Genomic DNA, 15,702 nt, shown 5'->3' on the forward strand with positions numbered 1-15,702 from the left:
CAAAAGCAAAACAACACCCTGGCAAAACTATTCACCAAGCGGTGGTATTGACGGAGGAGGGACTTTTTTCATGTCGACCAACGAAATTGGGGCGGCCCCCTTCGCGGAAGCCGCCCCAATCCACAAAACGACCGAGGTCGTCTTTTTAGTTTATTTCCACTCGGGCAAAGCCTTGATGCCATCCTTGGTCTTCGACGTGGTGAAGACCTTGTTCTGGGAGTCATAGGTTACCTGATCGAGCGGCAGAACCACGTTCTTGGTGCCGATGTTCAGATTGAGGAACCCTTCGGTATCGGCGATCAGGGCGACGACCTTGCCCTGGTCATCGGCCAGAAGACCGTCGATATCGGCGACTTTCTCGGCGCCGTTCATCACCGACAGATCCTTGAACTCCTCGGCCGACAGGGCGATGTCGCGCAGCGGGCCGGAATAGGTCACCTTCTCGTCATCCTTGACCGCATGGAGCGGGCCCTTCAGATTGACCGAAGACAGCTGCTGATTGAGCTCCGGCGAAGACATGTCGGACTCATTGGTCATGGTGGTACCGGAATTGGCGGCCGAGGAGCCGCGTTCCGAGGTGGTCGCCGGCTTGCCGGCGGGGCCGGCGCCGATCCCCGTGTTGGGATCCTGGGTCATCGGCTTCTGGTGCTGCGGCGTAGCCGGAGCGGTATCGCCGGGCTGATTGGCCTGGGCGAACACAACGCCAGGAACGATCAGGGCGGAAAAGGCGCTGGCAGCCAACAACGACCGAAAACGAATAGTCATGAAACTGTCCTCCATCTTCTTTGAAGCGAATCTTGTCATAAACAGGGAAATTGCGGTATCGAGACACGCGATCTTCCCTTCTGAAAAAGACAACGCTTCTTGGCGTGATCGGTTTCAATCGATCATAGACTTTTATTCCCTTATCCATCCCGTTCCTTGATTTTTATCTATTCCAGAAACCGTGGAGCGGGGACGGCGGGAAAGCCCCCGGTCCCGACCAGCGGTCGGGACCGGGAAGCGCTAGCGGGGATCACGGATTGGTTTGGTTGGTCTTGGGAACCTTGGGGGCCGGATCGGCGGTCTTGCCCGGCTTGCCGGTCGCGCCCTTGGAATCGAGCGCCTTGCCGGCGGCGCTATCATCAAAGCCGGTGCCCATATCGCCATCCTGGTTGGGATGGGGCGTGCCGGTGGACTTGCCCGGGGTATCGCCATCGGTGACGGCGCCCGTATTGCCCCATTGCGAATTTCCAGGGCTATTGGCCCCCGTATCATTCGCCGCGCCCCCGGTCGTTCCGGAAGAACTTCCCGGGGTGGTTCCGGGCATCGTGGAACTTTGGGCCAGGGCAGGCAAAGTCAGACCAAGGGGCGCGACCAGGGCCACGGTCGCGGCAAACAAACGAACCTTCATGGGTTTTCTCCGTTTCAAAGCCATTTAACCAACGCCTTGCGTCGGCATCTTGCTTCACAAACGACGAGACTTTCATCGGGTTGCAAATCTCCCTCTTCTTTCCTTGCCGATGCATCATCCCCCCATCCGCTGTCGCCGCCCCCCTGCCCCCCCGAAGCCGATGGTCGCTTTACCTTGCCTGTTGGATCCTTTATCCCAACAGTTTCAGCCCGTGGTCCCATCCACGGCCGGCACGCCCGTGTCCCTATGGGGGAAATCCCGATGACGACGACCCTCAACCGTCAAACCATGTCGAGCGGCCTCACCGCCCTGTTGCGCGACGCCATTCTCAATGGCCAGATCGCCGAGGGGACGCAACTGCGCCAGGACGCCCTGGCCCGCCAATACGAGGTCAGCCGCATTCCGGTGCGCGAAGCCTTGCGCCAGTTGGAAGCCGAGGGGTTGATCATCGGCCATGCCCATCGCAGCTCGGTGGTCGCCTCGCTGTCGCTGTCGGAGATCACCGAGATCTTCGAGATCCGCTCGATCCTTGAACCCCACCTGCTGCGCCGCTCGCTCATCCATCTGTCGACCGCCGACTTCGACCGGGCGGAAAGCGTGCTTGACGCCTATGACGCCGCCCTGGACGCCGGCGACATGGCGCGCTGGGGGGAACTGAACTGGGTCTTCCACCAGATGCTGCTTGAACCGGCCGAGCGCCCGCAAACCATGGCGATCGTCGATGGCCTGCGCCGTCGGGTCGATCGCTATACCCGGCTGCAGATCAATCTGACCGACGGCGCGCGCAAATCGCGACTCGAACATCGCGCCATCCTGGCCAAGGCCCGGGCCGGCGCCGTCGAAGACTGCGCCGCGATGGTCCGCGACCATATTTTGGGGGCGGCCGGCGATCTGACCGGCTTTCTGCGCGACAATTACGGCAAGGCCTGATCGGGGAACGGCGACTTCCGCCGCCAGGACCCCACCAAAGCCCTGGACATTTTTGGATCCAATATACAAAATGGCTTTCGTCCCTGGAGGCCAAAACCCATGCCCTCGCCCGCCGATGCCGCCCCCCCTCTTCCCACCCTGGTCGTTGGCGCCGGGATCATCGGCGTGTGCTGCGCCCTCGCCCTGCAAGAGCGCGGGCTGTCCGTCACCCTGATCGATGCCAAGGAACCGGGCCAAGAAGCCAGCTTCGGCAATGCCGGTTGTTTGGCGGCCAGCGAGATCTTGCCGATGGCGGCGCCCGGGCTGGCCTGGAAGGTGCCGCGTTGGCTGCTCGACCCCTTGGGCCCCCTGGCCCTGCGCCCTGGCCATCTGCCGGCCCTGATCCCCTGGTTGCTGCGCTTCCTGCGCGCCGGCACGCCGCAAGGGGTGATCGCCGCCACCGCCGCCTTGGCGCCGCTGGCCGATCTCAGCTGGCGGCTTTGGCCCGAGCTGGCGCGCGCCCACGGCCTGGCAGGCGATATCCACGCGCAAGGCACCCTGACCCTTTATGAAACCGACGCGGCCTTCCAAGCCGATGCCGCCGCCCGCCGGGTCCAGGCCGAGCATGGCATCGTCAGCGAGATCCTGACCCCGGGCGCCCTGGCCGAGCGCGAACCCGATCTGGCGCCGATTTTCCGCCACGGGGTATTCCATCCGCGCTACGCCCATGTCTCCGACCCGGCCCATATCACCGCCAAGCTGGCCGAACGCGCCGTGGCTCGGGGGGCCGTGCTGGTGCGCGGCCGGGTTCTGGGCATCGAGCGCGGCGCGGGCCGCGCGCGCCTGCGCCTTGAGGGCGGCGCCAGCCTGGAGGGCGCCCGGGTGGTGATCGCCGCCGGAGCATGGTCGGGGGCGCTTTGCCGGGCCCTGGGCCATCGGGTGCTGCTGGAAAGCGAGCGCGGCTATAACACCACCTTGCCCGATCCGGGGGTGCGCATCGGCTGCCCGATCAGTTCGGCCGAGGGCAAATTCATGCTCTCGCCCTTGGATATCGGCCTGCGCATCGGCGGTGCGGCCGAATTCGCCGGATTGACCGCCCCGGCCAATTACCGGCGCTGCGACGCGCTGTTGACCGTCGCCAAGCGCTTCCTGCCCGGGCTGCGCGACGCCGGCGGCAGCCGGTGGATGGGCCAACGGCCGTCAACGCCCGACAGCCTGCCGGTGATCGACGCCCTGCCCGGCGACGGCGCGGGCGTGTTGCTGGCCTTCGGCCATGGTCATCTTGGCCTGACCAATGCCCCGGGCACGGCGGCGATGATCGCCGCCCTGGCCTGTGGCGAGACGGCGCCGATCGACGCCGGCGCCTTTTCCCTCTCCCGCTTCGCCTAAGGACCCCATCCATGGCCCGTCATACTTTTTCGTGCATCGATGCCCATACCTGCGGCAATCCGGTGCGTCTGGTCTCGGGCGGCGCGCCCCTGCTCACGGGGGCGACGATGATGGAGCGCCGGGCCCATTTCCTGCGTGAGTACGACTGGATCCGCACCGGTTTGATGTTCGAGCCACGCGGCCACGACGCCATGTCGGGCAGCATCTTGTATCCGCCGACCCGCGCCGATTGCGACATCGCCATTCTCTTCATCGAGACCAGCGGCTGCCTGCCGATGTGTGGTCACGGCACCATCGGCACGGTCACCGTCGCCCTGGAACACGGCCTTGTCCGCCCACGCGAGCCCGGCCTGCTGCGTCTGGACACCCCCGCCGGGGTGGTCGAGGCGCGCTATACCCAGCAAGGCGACAAGATCACCTCGGTGCGCCTGCGCAATGTGCCGGCCTATCTGCATGGCACCGGCTATCAGGTGGAGGTTCCCGGCCTGGGGCCGCTGACTTTCGATATCGCCTATGGCGGCAATTTCTACGCCATCATCGAGCCCCAGCCCGGCTATGCCGATCTCGACGCCTTGTCGGTGATGGATATCCAAAGCTTCAGCCCGAAGATCCGCGCCCTGGTCAACGAGCGCTATGAGATCATCCACAAGGCCGATCCGCGCCTGCGCGGCCTCAGCCATGTGATGTGGACGGGCAAGCCCCGCGATGCCCTGGCCCAGGGGCGCAACGCCGTTTTCTATGGCGAGCGCGGCGTCGATCGCAGCCCCTGCGGCACCGGCACCTCGGCCCGCATGGCCCAATTGGCGGCGCGCGGGGCTCTGGCGCCCGGCGACGCCTTCGTCCACGAAAGCATCATCGGCAGCCTGTTCCATGGCCGGGTCGAAGAGGCGACCACCGTTGGCGATAGCCCGGCGATCATCCCCAGCGTCGAAGGCAGCGCCTGGGTCACCGGCCTCAATACCCTCTTCCTTTATGACGAAGAGCCCTATTCGCAGGGCTTCCTGCTGCCCTGACCCGCCTCCCCTTCTTTCCTTTCCCTATAAGGACCCGCCATGACCGTCGACTGGAAAGGCGTTTTCCCCGCCGTCACCACCAAGTTCAAAGCCGATCTTTCCCTTGATGGCGACGAGATGCGCCGCTGCGTCCAGGCCCAGGTCGATGCCGGGGTCGATGGCCTCATCTGCTGCGGCTCGCTGGGCGAGGCCAGCACCCTTGATATCGACGAGAAAGTCGCCGTGGTGGCCCTGGCCCTGGACGTCGCGGGCGGCCGCATCCCGGTGCTCGCCACCGTGGCCGAGGCCACCACCGCCCGCGCCTGCGCCTTCGCCAAAAAGGCCGAGGAGATCGGCGCCGATGGCTTCATGATCTTGCCGGGCATGCAATATGTGTCGGACGGCCGCGAAGCCGTGGCCCATTACCAAGCCGTGGCGGCAAGTGTCAGCAAGCCCTTGATGATCTACAACAATCCCGTCGCCTATCGGGTCGATCTCGGCGAGGAGGAGATCGCCACCCTGATCGAGGATCCGAAGTTCGTCGCCATCAAGGAAAGCTCCGACGACGTGCGGCGCACGACCACCTTGCGCAATCGCTTCGGCGCGCGCCTGAAGATTTTCGGCGGCGTCGATAATCTGGCGCTGGAAGGCCTGCTGATGGGGGCGGATGGCTGGGTGGCCGGCTTGGTCTGCGCCTTCCCCCGCGAGACCGTCGCCATCTACCGGCTGGTTCGCGCCGGGCGGCTGGACGAGGCGCGCTCCCTCTATCGCTGGTTCGTACCGCTGCTTGAACTCGATGTCTCAACCAAGCTGGTGCAGAACATCAAATTGGCCGAAGCCCTGGCCTGCGGCTCGACCGAAACCGTCCGCCCGCCGCGCCTGCCCCTTGTCGGGGCCGAACGTGCCCGCGTCGAAGCGATCATCCAGACCGCCCTGGCCTGCCGCCCGGCCTTGCCCGATCTGGACAGCCTGTAGAGCCCGCCAAAGCCCTGGCGGAGCCGCCCGTTCGCTCCTCCGCCAGGGACCTGCCCCTTATTCCGCCGCTGCCGCGACGGGAAGCGGCTTTCCGCGCGCTCTGGTCAGCCCTTTCGCCAGAGCCATCCCGGGCTGTTCGATCAGCTTATGGGCGATGGCGGCGACGATAAGCGTTCCGATCATCGTCACGCTCCAATGGACCACCAGCCAGCCGATCGCCCGATAGCCGGTCGCGCCGATATCGACCATGCCCGAGGCGCTTACGGCCTGAATGACCATGAAGTGCAGCACATAGGCGCTGAAGCTCAGGCGACCGAGACCACAGAGCCACCGATGGGAAAAGACCGTCCCGGCTCCTTTGGCCAAGACGAGGATGAATCCCACGAAGACAAAGACCATCAACAGCATGGTCGGCAGGGTCAGCGGACTGATCAGGTAAGACGGGCTGGCGACACGCTGCGACAGAACCAGGGCCAGCCCCCCCAGACCCGCCAGAAGGCCATAGGTGAGGCGCTTGCCGGGACGGCGGACCTTCAGCCGCGCCAGCACATGGAACAGGACGATCCCCAAGGCGAAGACGATCAGTTGATTGGGGAACCAGAAATAAAGGAAACCGTCCACCGCCAACGGCGGATAATCGGCCAGCCCCTTCAAGGCCAGGGCGTTGGCCACGCAGGCGAGGACGACCGCCGCCGCGCTCAGCGCCAGGGCGCGCGGCAGGGTGGTCATCACGATCGCCAGCACAGGAAACACGGCATAAAAGGTGAACTCGACGCCGATACTCCAGCCGCCGGGCACCACCATCCATCCCCCCGTCGTCGGAATCCAGGCGGGATGCCAAGCGTTGATGAACAGAAGGGATCGAGCAAGCTGGCCGGGGTCGAACCCACCGCTTGGCGGTCTCAGATAAAAATAGATCAGCGCCCCAAGGTAGTACATCGGAGCGATCCGGAGAAACCGGCGAATGAAAAAGGTGCGCGTCGCCGTTGGAAACGGTCTGGTCTGTCGCGACCACGACATCATCAAGGTGATCGCGCTGGCCAGGAAGAACAGCTGAACCCCGTGACCACCCGAATTCGTAAGAAGTTTCACCGGATAGGGCATCTGGGCGAACTGTCCGCCGACATGGCAGGTGATCACCAGAAGGATCGCCCAGCCACGAACGGCATCGATGTAATCGAGTTTGTCTTCCGACGGATCGGCGCGCGGCGCGGCAACGGCCTGGCCTGACTGAACTGCGGGATCCGTGGAAGAATTCATGGCGAAAGTCCTGCTCGCAGCGGAAATCGTCAGGATGGAAAGCGCAAGGGAGTCAGGGGGAACGAGCCCTCCCGCGGTCCCGCATCGGCCGCAAGGCGATCGGGGAGGCTCAAATTGAGGAAGCAAGCGGTGAAAGGGATCGCCCGAACCAGCGGTCCCGCCCCAGTAAAGAAATAATTTTAAGTAAATTAACCACAAATTTCAAGGAGCGTCTTGGGAAGACCTTCCCCGGGGGCTTACCGGTCCCAGCGGCCATAGCCCCCCCCATCGACCGGGGCTTCGCCCGCGATCCCCAACCGTCGGCCTTGCTAAATCATTCTCATCGGCGGTGGTTTGATCTAGGCTGCGGGCCTTCTTGCCGATCCCCCGCCAGCGAAGGTCTTTTCCATGTCCCACAGCCCCGAGACGCCGCCGCGCATGACCATTGGTCTGGTCGCCCATGATGGACAGAAGCGGGCCATGGGCCAGTGGGTGGCGGCCAATGCCACCGTGCTTGGCCACCACGCCCTGGTCGCCACCGGCACCACCGCCCGGGTGCTCAAGGAACAGAACCCGACCTTCGATATCACCGGCCTGAAAAGCGGTCCCTTTGGCGGCGACCAGCAATTGGGCGCGTTGATCGCCGAGGGACATCTGGACTGTTTGATTTTCTTCGTCGACCCGATGGAGCCCCAGCCCCATGACGTCGACGTCAAGGCGCTGATCCGTCTGGCCCAGGTCCACGAGATCCCGGCGGCCTGCAACCGCGCCACCGCCGATCTGATGATCACCAGCCCGCTGTTTGGCGTTCTGCGCGCCGGCAGCTTCCCCCCGGCCGAAGAACGCTTCGCCGTCTACGCCAACCGCAAGGTCTAGGGGGGAAAGGCCCTAAACTTTCTATGAGTACTTTTAGAGAAAACAGATAATTGACCAGCCCCGTCAATTGAGAACAGCTTCCCCATAAAAAAACATACAGAGCGCCCCACAACTTAGGGTAAATCTGGAGATACTATTTTTCTAAAAAATGTGAAATCCGATATAATTTATTGGAGGCAAAACAATGATAAATACAAATCTCTACCGTGGCGTAATATTAGGCATTATTGGAGGAATTTTATTAGGATCTACAATTACATACTTATCAATGGGACAAAAAAGATTTTCAAATGAAGAAAAAATTCTTATCGCTTTATTAAGTAGATTAAATAGCATGAGCAACACTATAGAAGATATTTCTTGCAATGTTAATGATGAGGGATCTTTAATAGAAAAAATCAAGGAGCTCATTGAAACGGCAAATTTTAACAAAGAAATATTGAAATTTAATAAAAATATAGAAAAACAACAAACACTACTTGATAATTGTATTATTGAGGCAAATTTTTATAAAAATGATTTAAATGGAAAAATAACAGGAAAAATAAAATGTACAGAATAAATTTTACATATATAAGTAATTTATAATTAATTATTTATCAGAAATTTCTATAATTCAACACGGCATCGTAAGATGCCGTGTTCTCTTCGGAATAAGCAGAGGGGAACGAGTGTATGGACGAAAGAGAGTCGGCGGATCTATAACCGGCTAGGGGAATGTTATCCAAGCGCTCTGATTAACGAGAAATAGGCTTTGGTGGCGCAGATGATTTCCCTGGCAATGCGCAAAAAATCACCATCTCATCCTTCCCCCGGAGCCGACCTTTAGCAGTCGGGTTCGGGCAGCGGCTTGATGTCCTTGAGCAGGGTGCGCAAGCTGAAGAAGCCGAAGTCCTGGACCATTTCCTGGGCCACGCCGTTGTCGTGGTAGCGCACCCGCACCTCGTAATTGGGCAGGTCTTCCCGGTCGTCGGGCGGGAAGAAGGCGATGGTCATCCGCCAGGACGGCGTGTTGAGCAAGGCCTTTCCGGCCTCGTTCGACACCGGTCCGCTCAACCCCTTGGTCGCCTCGGCGCCAGCGGGCAAGGGTGGGCCGATGAAGGCGGTGACCAGCGACGGACCCTCTTCCGAGGCGCCGTCGAACACCGTCCGGCTTAGATAGCGCTCGCCGCGCTCGGCGGCGCGCAGGATGTCAAGGGTATGGGCGCTGGGAAACAGCGTTCCCGCCGGCAGCGGCACCACATCGTTTTCGGGCTTGTGGAAGCTGGCCTCGCCCTTGGGCGGCTGGCCGGCCAGGGCGGCCGAGCCCTCGAGCACCTCGTCGACCTCGCCGTTGCGCTTGTTGCGCACGAAAAAGGAATAATCGCCGCCGTCCTTGGATTCATAGGCGACGAATTCCCATTGCGTCGCCATCTCGCCGCCCTCGGCATAGGTCAAATCAAGGGTGGTGCGGGTTTCCATCGTCCAGCCGGCGCAGGTGTTCTCCAGCTTGTAATTCATCTCGCCCCGGGCATTGACCACGCCACCCGGCGTGGCGCGGGCCAGCGACAGGGCGTAAACCGCCTCGTGCGGGGCCAGCGTCGGTCCGGCAGCCTGGGCGGTCGAAGCCAAGGGGACTCCCCCAGCCGCGAGGGCGCCTGCCGCCCCGATCATAACCGCCGCGAAACCCTTGCCCATAAAGCAAACTCCTGATCTGGATCCAATTTCTATTTTTGGATCCAACTTTGTTGTGAAAGGCCTTACGCCATGATATGGCGATGGCTCGCGGGTGGACACAAGGGGGTATTTCCCAAGGGTCTTCCCTTCGGTCTTGGCCCTTTGAGTGGAAGGACGGCCCATGGCGCCCAGCACGGCGGACGTGGTGATTATTGGTGGCGGTGTCATCGGCGCCGCCATTTCCTATTTCCTGGCCGCCGATCCCCTGTTCCAGGGCAAGATCGTGGTCGTGGAACGCGACCCCAGCTTCAAGGACGGATCGACCGCCCGCTCGGCGGCATCGATCCGCCAGCAGTTCTCCACGCCCGAAAACGTGCGAATCTCGCTGTTTGGCATCGATTTCCTGCGCACCATCCACCAGACCCTGGCGGTCGAGGGCGAACCGGCGCCCGATGTGTCGTTGCGCGAGAACGGCTATCTGTTGCTGGCGGCCAGCGAAAAAGGCGCCGCCATCCTGGCGGAAAATCAGGCGATGCAGGCGGCCGAGGGCGCCGATATCGTCCTGCAAAGCCCCAGCGAGCTCGCCGCGCGCTTTCCCTGGCTGCGCACCGATGATCTCGCGTTAGGCGCTTTTGGCCTGTCGGGCGAGGGCTGGCTCGACGCCTTCTCGCTGCTTCAGGCCTTTCGCCGCAAGGCCAGATCCCTGGGCGTCGTCCATGTCACCGACGAGGTGACCGGCATCGAGCGTTCGGGCGGACGCGTCGGCGCCGTCACCCTGGCCTCGGGCGGACGCATCGCCTGCGGGCTGGCGGTCAATGCCGCCGGCCCCCGCGCCGCGATGGTCGCCGATATGGCCGGGCTGGCCTTGGCCGTGCGTCCGCGCAAACGCTTCATTTTCGTCTTCACCTGCCCGGAAGCCCTGCCGGCCTGCCCGTTGGTCGTTGATCCCTCCGGGCTTTACTTCCGACCCGAGGGCGATCGCTTCATCTGCGGCATCTCGCCCAAGGACGGCGAGGACGACCCCGATTGCCTGGACCTCGAGGTCGATCACGCGCTGTTTGAGGAAACCCTGTGGCCCTTGCTCGGCGGCCGGGTCGAGGCTTTTGAACGGGTGCGCTTCGCCGGCGCCTGGGCCGGCCATTACGCCATGAGCCTGCTTGATGGCAACGCCGTGCTCGGCCCCCATCCCGACTGCCCCAATCTGATCCTGGCCAACGGTTTTTCCGGCCATGGCCTGCAGCAGGCGCCGGCGGTGGGGCGCGGCATCGCCGAGCTGATCACCCACGGCGCCTATCGCAGCCTTGATCTATCGCGCTTCGCCTTCGATCGCGCGCCGATCATCGAAAAGAACATCATCTGATCAAAGGGGCTTCGCCAAGCCCCGCGGCGGGCCGGGGGGCCTTGGCGAAGACTGACCACTCACACCACTTGTGGAGGGACCAACGAACCAAACAGGGAAGCGATAATGTCCAGCCTTGTCTCCTATACCCATTTCGTCAATGGCGCCCATACCGCCCCCGCCGGCGGCCGCAGCGCCCCGGTGTTCCTGCCGATGACCGGCGAGATCCAGGCCCGGGTGGATCTGGCCAGCCGGGCCGAGGTCGATGCCGCCGTGGCCCTCGCCGCCCAGGCCCAGCCGGCCTGGGCCGCCCAGAACCCGCAAAAGCGCGCCCGGGTGCTGATGCGCTTCCTGGAACTGGCGCGCCGCGATAACGAGGCCCTGGCCCTGTTGCTGGCCCGTGAGCACGGCAAGACCATCGCCGATGCCAAGGGCGACATCCAGCGCGGCCTGGAAGTCGTCGAATTCGCCATCGGCATTCCCCATCTGCTCAAGGGCGAATACACCGACTCCGCCGGTCCGGGGATCGATCTCTATTCGATGCGCCAGCCCTTGGGCGTGGTCGCCGGCATCACGCCGTTTAATTTTCCGGCGATGATCCCGCTGTGGAAGGCCGCCCCGGCCATCGCCTGCGGCAACGCCTTCATCCTCAAGCCCTCCGAGCGCGATCCCGGGGTGCCGTTGCGTTTGGCCGAACTGTTCCTGGAAGCCGGCCTGCCGCCGGGAATTTTCAATGTGGTCAATGGCGACAAGGAAGCCGTCGACGCCCTTCTTGACAACCCCACGGTCAAGGCCATCGGCTTCGTCGGCTCGACGGCGATCGCCCAATACATCTATGGGCGGGGCACGGCGGCGGGCAAGCGGGTGCAATGCTTCGGCGGCGCCAAGAACCACATGATCATCATGCCCGACGCCGACCTCGATCAGACGGTCGACGCCCTGATCGGCGCCGGTTATGGCTCGGCCGGCGAGCGTTGCATGGCGATCTCGGTGGCGGTGCCGGTGGGCGAGGCCACCGCCGAGGCCCTGATGGACAAACTCATCCCCCGGGTCCGCGCCCTGAAGATCGGCCCTTCGACCGATCCCGAGGCCGATTTCGGCCCGCTGGTCACCCGCGAGGCCGTGGACAGGGTCACGGCCGCCGTCGCCCAGGGTGTGGCCGAGGGCGCCGATCTGGTGGTCGATGGCCGGGACTTCTCCCTTCAGGGCTATGAGAACGGCTTTTACATGGGCGGCTGCCTGTTCGACCGCGTCACCCCCGCCATGGCGATCTACCGCGAGGAGATCTTCGGCCCGGTGCTCAGCGTCGTGCGCGCCGCCGATTATGAGCAGGCCCTGCGCCTGCCCAACGAACACGCCTATGGCAATGGCGTTGCCATCTTCACCCGCGACGGCGACGCGGCGCGCGATTTCGCCGCCCGCGTCGAGGTCGGCATGGTCGGCATCAACGTGCCGATCCCCGTGCCTTTGGCCTATTTCACCTTCGGTGGCTGGAAGCGCTCGGGCTTTGGCGATCTCAACCAGCATGGCCCCGACGCCGTGCGCTTTTACACCAAAACCAAGACCGTGACCTCGCGCTGGCCCTCGGGCATCCGCGACGGCGCCGAGTTCGTCATCCCGACCATGCGCTAAGCCTGACCAAGAAAAACCCCGCCCCTTTTTCCAAGGGGCGGGGGTGAGAGCGGGGCGGCGGGGAAGACGGAAACGGCTTATTCGGCCTTGTCGCCGGCCGCCTCGCCCTTGTCGACCTTCAGCGCCTTTTTGGGCAGATCAAGCTTGATGTGCAGTTCTTTGAGCTGCTTGTCGCTGACCGTATTGGGGGCCTGCATCAGCAGATCCTGGGCCTGACCGTTCATCGGGAACAAGATGACTTCGCGGATATTGGGCTCGTCGGCCAGCAGCATGACGATGCGGTCGATGCCCGGGGCCGAGCCGCCATGGGGCGGGGCGCCGAACTTGAAGGCGCGCAGCATGCCGCCGAAACGGGCTTCCACCTCTTCCTTGGGATAACCGGCGATCTCAAAGGCCTTGTACATGATTTCGGGCAGATGGTTCCGGATGGCGCCCGACGACAGTTCGATGCCGTTGCACACGATGTCGTACTGATAGGCCTTGATCGCCAGCGGATCCATGGTCTCCAGGGCTTCCATCTCGCCCTGGGGCATCGAGAACGGGTTGTGGCTGAACTCGATCTGGCCGGTTTCCTCGTTCATCTCGTACATCGGGAAATCGACGGTCCAGCAGAAGCGGAAAACGCCGGTCTCGCGCAGACCCAGGTCGTCGCAGATACGCTCGCGCACAAGGCCCGAGAACTTGGCGGCCTTCAGCGGCTTGTCGCAGGCGAAGAACACGCTGTCGCCGGCCTTGAGGTCGAGGGCCTGACGGATCGCCTCGACGCGCTCGGGCTCCAGGTTCTTGGCGATCGGACCCTTGGGACCGGCCTCCTCGAAGACGACATAGCCGAGACCACCGGCGCCGCTTTCGCGGGCCCATTCGTTGAGCTTGTCATACCAGCCGCGCGGCCGGCCGGCGGCGCCGGGGGCGGGAATGGCGCGCACGACGCTGCCCAGGGCGATCTGCTTGGAAAACAGCCCGAAGCCGCCATCGGCGAAATGCTCGGTGACATCGGCGTTGCGCAAGGGATTGCGCAGGTCAGGCTTGTCGCTGCCGAACTTCAGCATCGCCTCGTCATAGGGGATGCGCGGGAACGGCGCCGGGGTCACGGCGCGATCGCCGCCGAATTCCTCGAACACGCCGACCAGCACCGGCTCGATCGCGGCGAAAACGTCTTCCTGGGTAACGAAGCTCATCTCGAAATCAAGCTGATAGAACTCGCCGGGGCTGCGATCGGCGCGGCTGTCCTCGTCGCGGAAGCAAGGCGCGACCTGGAAATAGCGGTCAAAGCCGCTGACCATCAGCATCTGCTTGAACTGCTGGGGGGCCTGGGGCAAGGCGTAGAACTTGCCCGGATGGATGCGCGAGGGCACCAGGAAGTCGCGCGCACCTTCAGGGCTCGACGCCGTCAGGATCGGCGTCTGATATTCCAAGAAGCCCTGATCGGTCATCCGCCGGCGCAGCGACGAGATCACCTTGCTGCGCAGAACCATATTGGCATGGACGTCCTCGCGGCGCAGATCAAGGAAGCGGTAGGTCAGCCGCATGTCCTCGGGGTACTCCTGATCGCCGGCGACCTGCATGGGCAGAACTTCCGATTGCGACAGGACCTCGACGGTTTGGGCCTTGACCTCGATGGCGCCGGTGGGCAGCTTGGCATTGGCGGTTTCGGCGGTGCGCGCCACGACGGTGCCGGTCACCGAAACGACGCTCTCCGCCCGAACCGCCTCCAGGGTCTTGAAAACCGCGCTCGAAACATCGCAAACCACCTGGGTCAGGCCGTAATGGTCGCGCAGGTCGACAAACAGCAAATTGCCGTGGTCGCGTTTGCGATGGACCCAGCCAGACAGGCGCACGGTTTCGCCCACGTTTTCGGGGCGCAGCTGCTCGCAGGTGTGGGTGCGGTAACGATGCATGGTCGAGAATCCTGGTCAAACGGGGGCCGGAAAGGGTACCGGAAGGGACACCCTTGAGCGCCTTTTGTCAAGTCGGCGAGGCACCCCCTTGCCGACCGCGCCGGAGCGGGATACAACCTTCCTATGCCCTTGATTTCCACCACCAAAGACCTCGCCGATTTTTGTGCCAGGCTGTCCACCGAGTCCTTCGTGACCGTGGACACAGAATTCATGCGCGAAAAGACCTATTGGCCCAAGCTGTGCCTGATCCAGCTTGCCGGCACCACGGAGGCCCATTGCGTGGACCCCCTGGCGCCCGACATCGACATGGCGCCGCTGTTCGCCTTGATGGCCAATGAAAGCGTGCTGAAGGTTTTTCATGCCGCCCGCCAGGATCTGGAGATCTTTCTCCATGAATCGGGCCATCTGCCCAAGCCGATCTTCGATACCCAGGTCGCCGCCATGGTCTGCGGCTTTGGCGATTCGGTCGGCTATGAAACCCTGGTCGCCAAGCTGGCGAAAGCGCGGATCGATAAATCCATGCGCTTCACCGACTGGGCGCGCCGCCCCTTGAACGACCGCCAGTTGGTCTATGCCGCCGGCGACGTCACCCATCTGCGCGTCGTCTACGAGCGTCTGGCCGAGACCCTGGCCGCCAATGGCCGCACGGCCTGGCTGGACCAGGAGATGGCCATCCTGACCGATCCGGCCCATTACCGGGTCGAACCGGAAGACGCCTGGATGCGGATCAAGGCGCGCTCGCGCTCGGCCCGCTTCCTCGCCCTGCTCCAGGAACTGGCGGCTTGGCGCGAGCGGACCGCCCAGGAACGCGATCTGCCGCGCAACCGGGTGATGCGCGACGAAGGCCTGCTGGAAATCGCCGCCAGCGCCCCGACCACCCCCGACGCCCTGTCGCAGCTGCGCAGCGTGTCCAAGGGCATGGCCGAAGGCACCATGGGTTTGGGGATCCTGGAGGCCGTGCGCCTTGCCCAGGCGATCCCCGAAAAGGCCCTGCCCCACCCGCCCGACCGCGAAGACCTGCCCCAGGGGCTGGGTCCGGTGGTCGATCTGCTCAAGGTGCTTCTGAAAATGAAGTGCGAGGAGGCCGGGGTGGCGCAGAAGCTGGTCGCCAATATGAACGACCTTGAACGCATCGCCGCCGATGACAACGCCGATGTCCTGGCGATGGAGGGCTGGCGCCGCGCCCTGTTTGGCGAGGACGCCCTGCGCCTTAAGCACGGCCACCTCGCCATCGCCCTAACCGCCGACGGCCAGGGCCTGCGCGTCATCCCGCTCAGCAACTAATAAGCCGCCCGCTCCCAAAGCGGCCGGCCGCCTTTCGCGGCCTGAGAGCGGTGAGCGGGGAACTCTGGTTCCCGCTCACCGCTCTCAGATCTTGATGGTCAAGCAAATCGTCGTCGCACT

14 protein-coding genes are annotated in these 15,702 nt (G+C 63.3%); 9 read left to right on the top strand and 5 right to left on the bottom strand.

Annotated features, from left to right (window positions below; translation table 11 throughout):
* Positions 1–150 precede the first annotated feature (150 nt).
* The gene (locus RRU_RS10680; protein WP_011389814.1) at positions 151–765 is read right to left on the bottom strand and encodes a PRC-barrel domain-containing protein; all 615 of its coding nucleotides are present in this window, start codon (positions 763–765) and stop codon (positions 151–153) included.
* A 250-nt stretch (positions 766–1,015) separates the two neighbouring features.
* Positions 1,016–1,393 carry a hypothetical protein gene (locus RRU_RS10685; protein WP_011389815.1) on the bottom strand — a complete coding sequence of 126 codons (378 nt, stop codon included), beginning with the start codon at positions 1,391–1,393 and terminating at the stop codon, positions 1,016–1,018.
* 261 nt (positions 1,394–1,654) lie between these two features.
* Here RRU_RS10685 and RRU_RS10690 point away from each other — a divergent pair, with 261 nt between their 5' ends.
* The 4 genes from RRU_RS10690 to RRU_RS10705 all read left to right on the top strand — a co-directional run bounded on the left by RRU_RS10690 (position 1,655) and on the right by RRU_RS10705 (position 5,658).
* Positions 1,655–2,323, top strand: a complete 669-nt coding sequence (locus tag RRU_RS10690; protein WP_011389816.1) for a GntR family transcriptional regulator — start codon at positions 1,655–1,657, stop codon at positions 2,321–2,323.
* A 99-nt stretch (positions 2,324–2,422) separates the two neighbouring features.
* A complete protein-coding gene (locus RRU_RS10695) occupies positions 2,423–3,691 on the top strand; it encodes an NAD(P)/FAD-dependent oxidoreductase (protein ID WP_011389817.1) in 1,269 nt (422 codons plus the stop codon).
* Between the two features lie 11 nt (positions 3,692–3,702).
* Positions 3,703–4,704 (top strand): 4-hydroxyproline epimerase, encoded by a 1,002-nt coding sequence (locus RRU_RS10700; protein ID WP_011389818.1) that lies wholly within the window; start codon positions 3,703–3,705, stop codon positions 4,702–4,704.
* A gap of 39 nt (positions 4,705–4,743) precedes the next feature.
* Positions 4,744–5,658, top strand: a complete 915-nt coding sequence (locus tag RRU_RS10705) for a dihydrodipicolinate synthase family protein (RefSeq protein ID WP_011389819.1) — start codon at positions 4,744–4,746, stop codon at positions 5,656–5,658.
* Between the two features lie 57 nt (positions 5,659–5,715).
* Here RRU_RS10705 and RRU_RS10710 read toward each other — a convergent pair whose 3' ends face one another.
* On the bottom strand, positions 5,716–6,918 hold the full coding sequence (locus RRU_RS10710; protein ID WP_011389820.1) for an acyltransferase family protein: 1,203 nt from the start codon (positions 6,916–6,918) through the stop codon (positions 5,716–5,718).
* Positions 6,919–7,305: 387 nt separating this feature from the next.
* On the opposite strand from RRU_RS10710, the gene RRU_RS10715 reads away from it, so the two are divergent.
* A complete protein-coding gene (locus RRU_RS10715; protein WP_011389821.1) occupies positions 7,306–7,773 on the top strand; it encodes a methylglyoxal synthase in 468 nt (155 codons plus the stop codon).
* A 184-nt stretch (positions 7,774–7,957) separates the two neighbouring features.
* Positions 7,958–8,335: a hypothetical protein gene (locus RRU_RS10720; RefSeq protein WP_148265478.1), complete on the top strand. Its 378-nt coding sequence runs from the start codon at positions 7,958–7,960 to the stop codon at positions 8,333–8,335.
* A 263-nt stretch (positions 8,336–8,598) separates the two neighbouring features.
* On the opposite strand, the gene RRU_RS10725 is transcribed toward RRU_RS10720, so the two are convergent.
* Complete coding sequence (locus RRU_RS10725) at positions 8,599–9,384, bottom strand: cell envelope integrity EipB family protein (protein WP_237703755.1); 786 nt, start codon at positions 9,382–9,384, stop codon at positions 8,599–8,601.
* Positions 9,385–9,610: 226 nt separating this feature from the next.
* Here RRU_RS10725 and RRU_RS10730 point away from each other — a divergent pair, with 226 nt between their 5' ends.
* Both RRU_RS10730 and RRU_RS10735 read left to right on the top strand, forming a co-directional pair.
* The gene (locus RRU_RS10730; RefSeq protein ID WP_011389823.1) at positions 9,611–10,789 is read left to right on the top strand and encodes an NAD(P)/FAD-dependent oxidoreductase; all 1,179 of its coding nucleotides are present in this window, start codon (positions 9,611–9,613) and stop codon (positions 10,787–10,789) included.
* A gap of 105 nt (positions 10,790–10,894) precedes the next feature.
* Complete coding sequence (locus tag RRU_RS10735) at positions 10,895–12,400, top strand: CoA-acylating methylmalonate-semialdehyde dehydrogenase (RefSeq protein ID WP_011389824.1); 1,506 nt, start codon at positions 10,895–10,897, stop codon at positions 12,398–12,400.
* Positions 12,401–12,477: 77 nt separating this feature from the next.
* On the opposite strand, the gene aspS is transcribed toward RRU_RS10735, so the two are convergent.
* Complete coding sequence (gene aspS / locus RRU_RS10740; protein ID WP_011389825.1) at positions 12,478–14,298, bottom strand: aspartate--tRNA ligase; 1,821 nt, start codon at positions 14,296–14,298, stop codon at positions 12,478–12,480.
* A gap of 123 nt (positions 14,299–14,421) precedes the next feature.
* On the opposite strand from aspS, the gene rnd reads away from it, so the two are divergent.
* On the top strand, positions 14,422–15,582 hold the full coding sequence (gene rnd, locus RRU_RS10745) for a ribonuclease D (RefSeq protein WP_011389826.1): 1,161 nt from the start codon (positions 14,422–14,424) through the stop codon (positions 15,580–15,582).
* The last annotated feature ends 120 nt before the right edge of the window (positions 15,583–15,702 follow it).

This window comes from Rhodospirillum rubrum ATCC 11170 (genome assembly GCF_000013085.1).
Classification (GTDB): Bacteria; Pseudomonadota; Alphaproteobacteria; order Rhodospirillales; family Rhodospirillaceae; genus Rhodospirillum; species Rhodospirillum rubrum.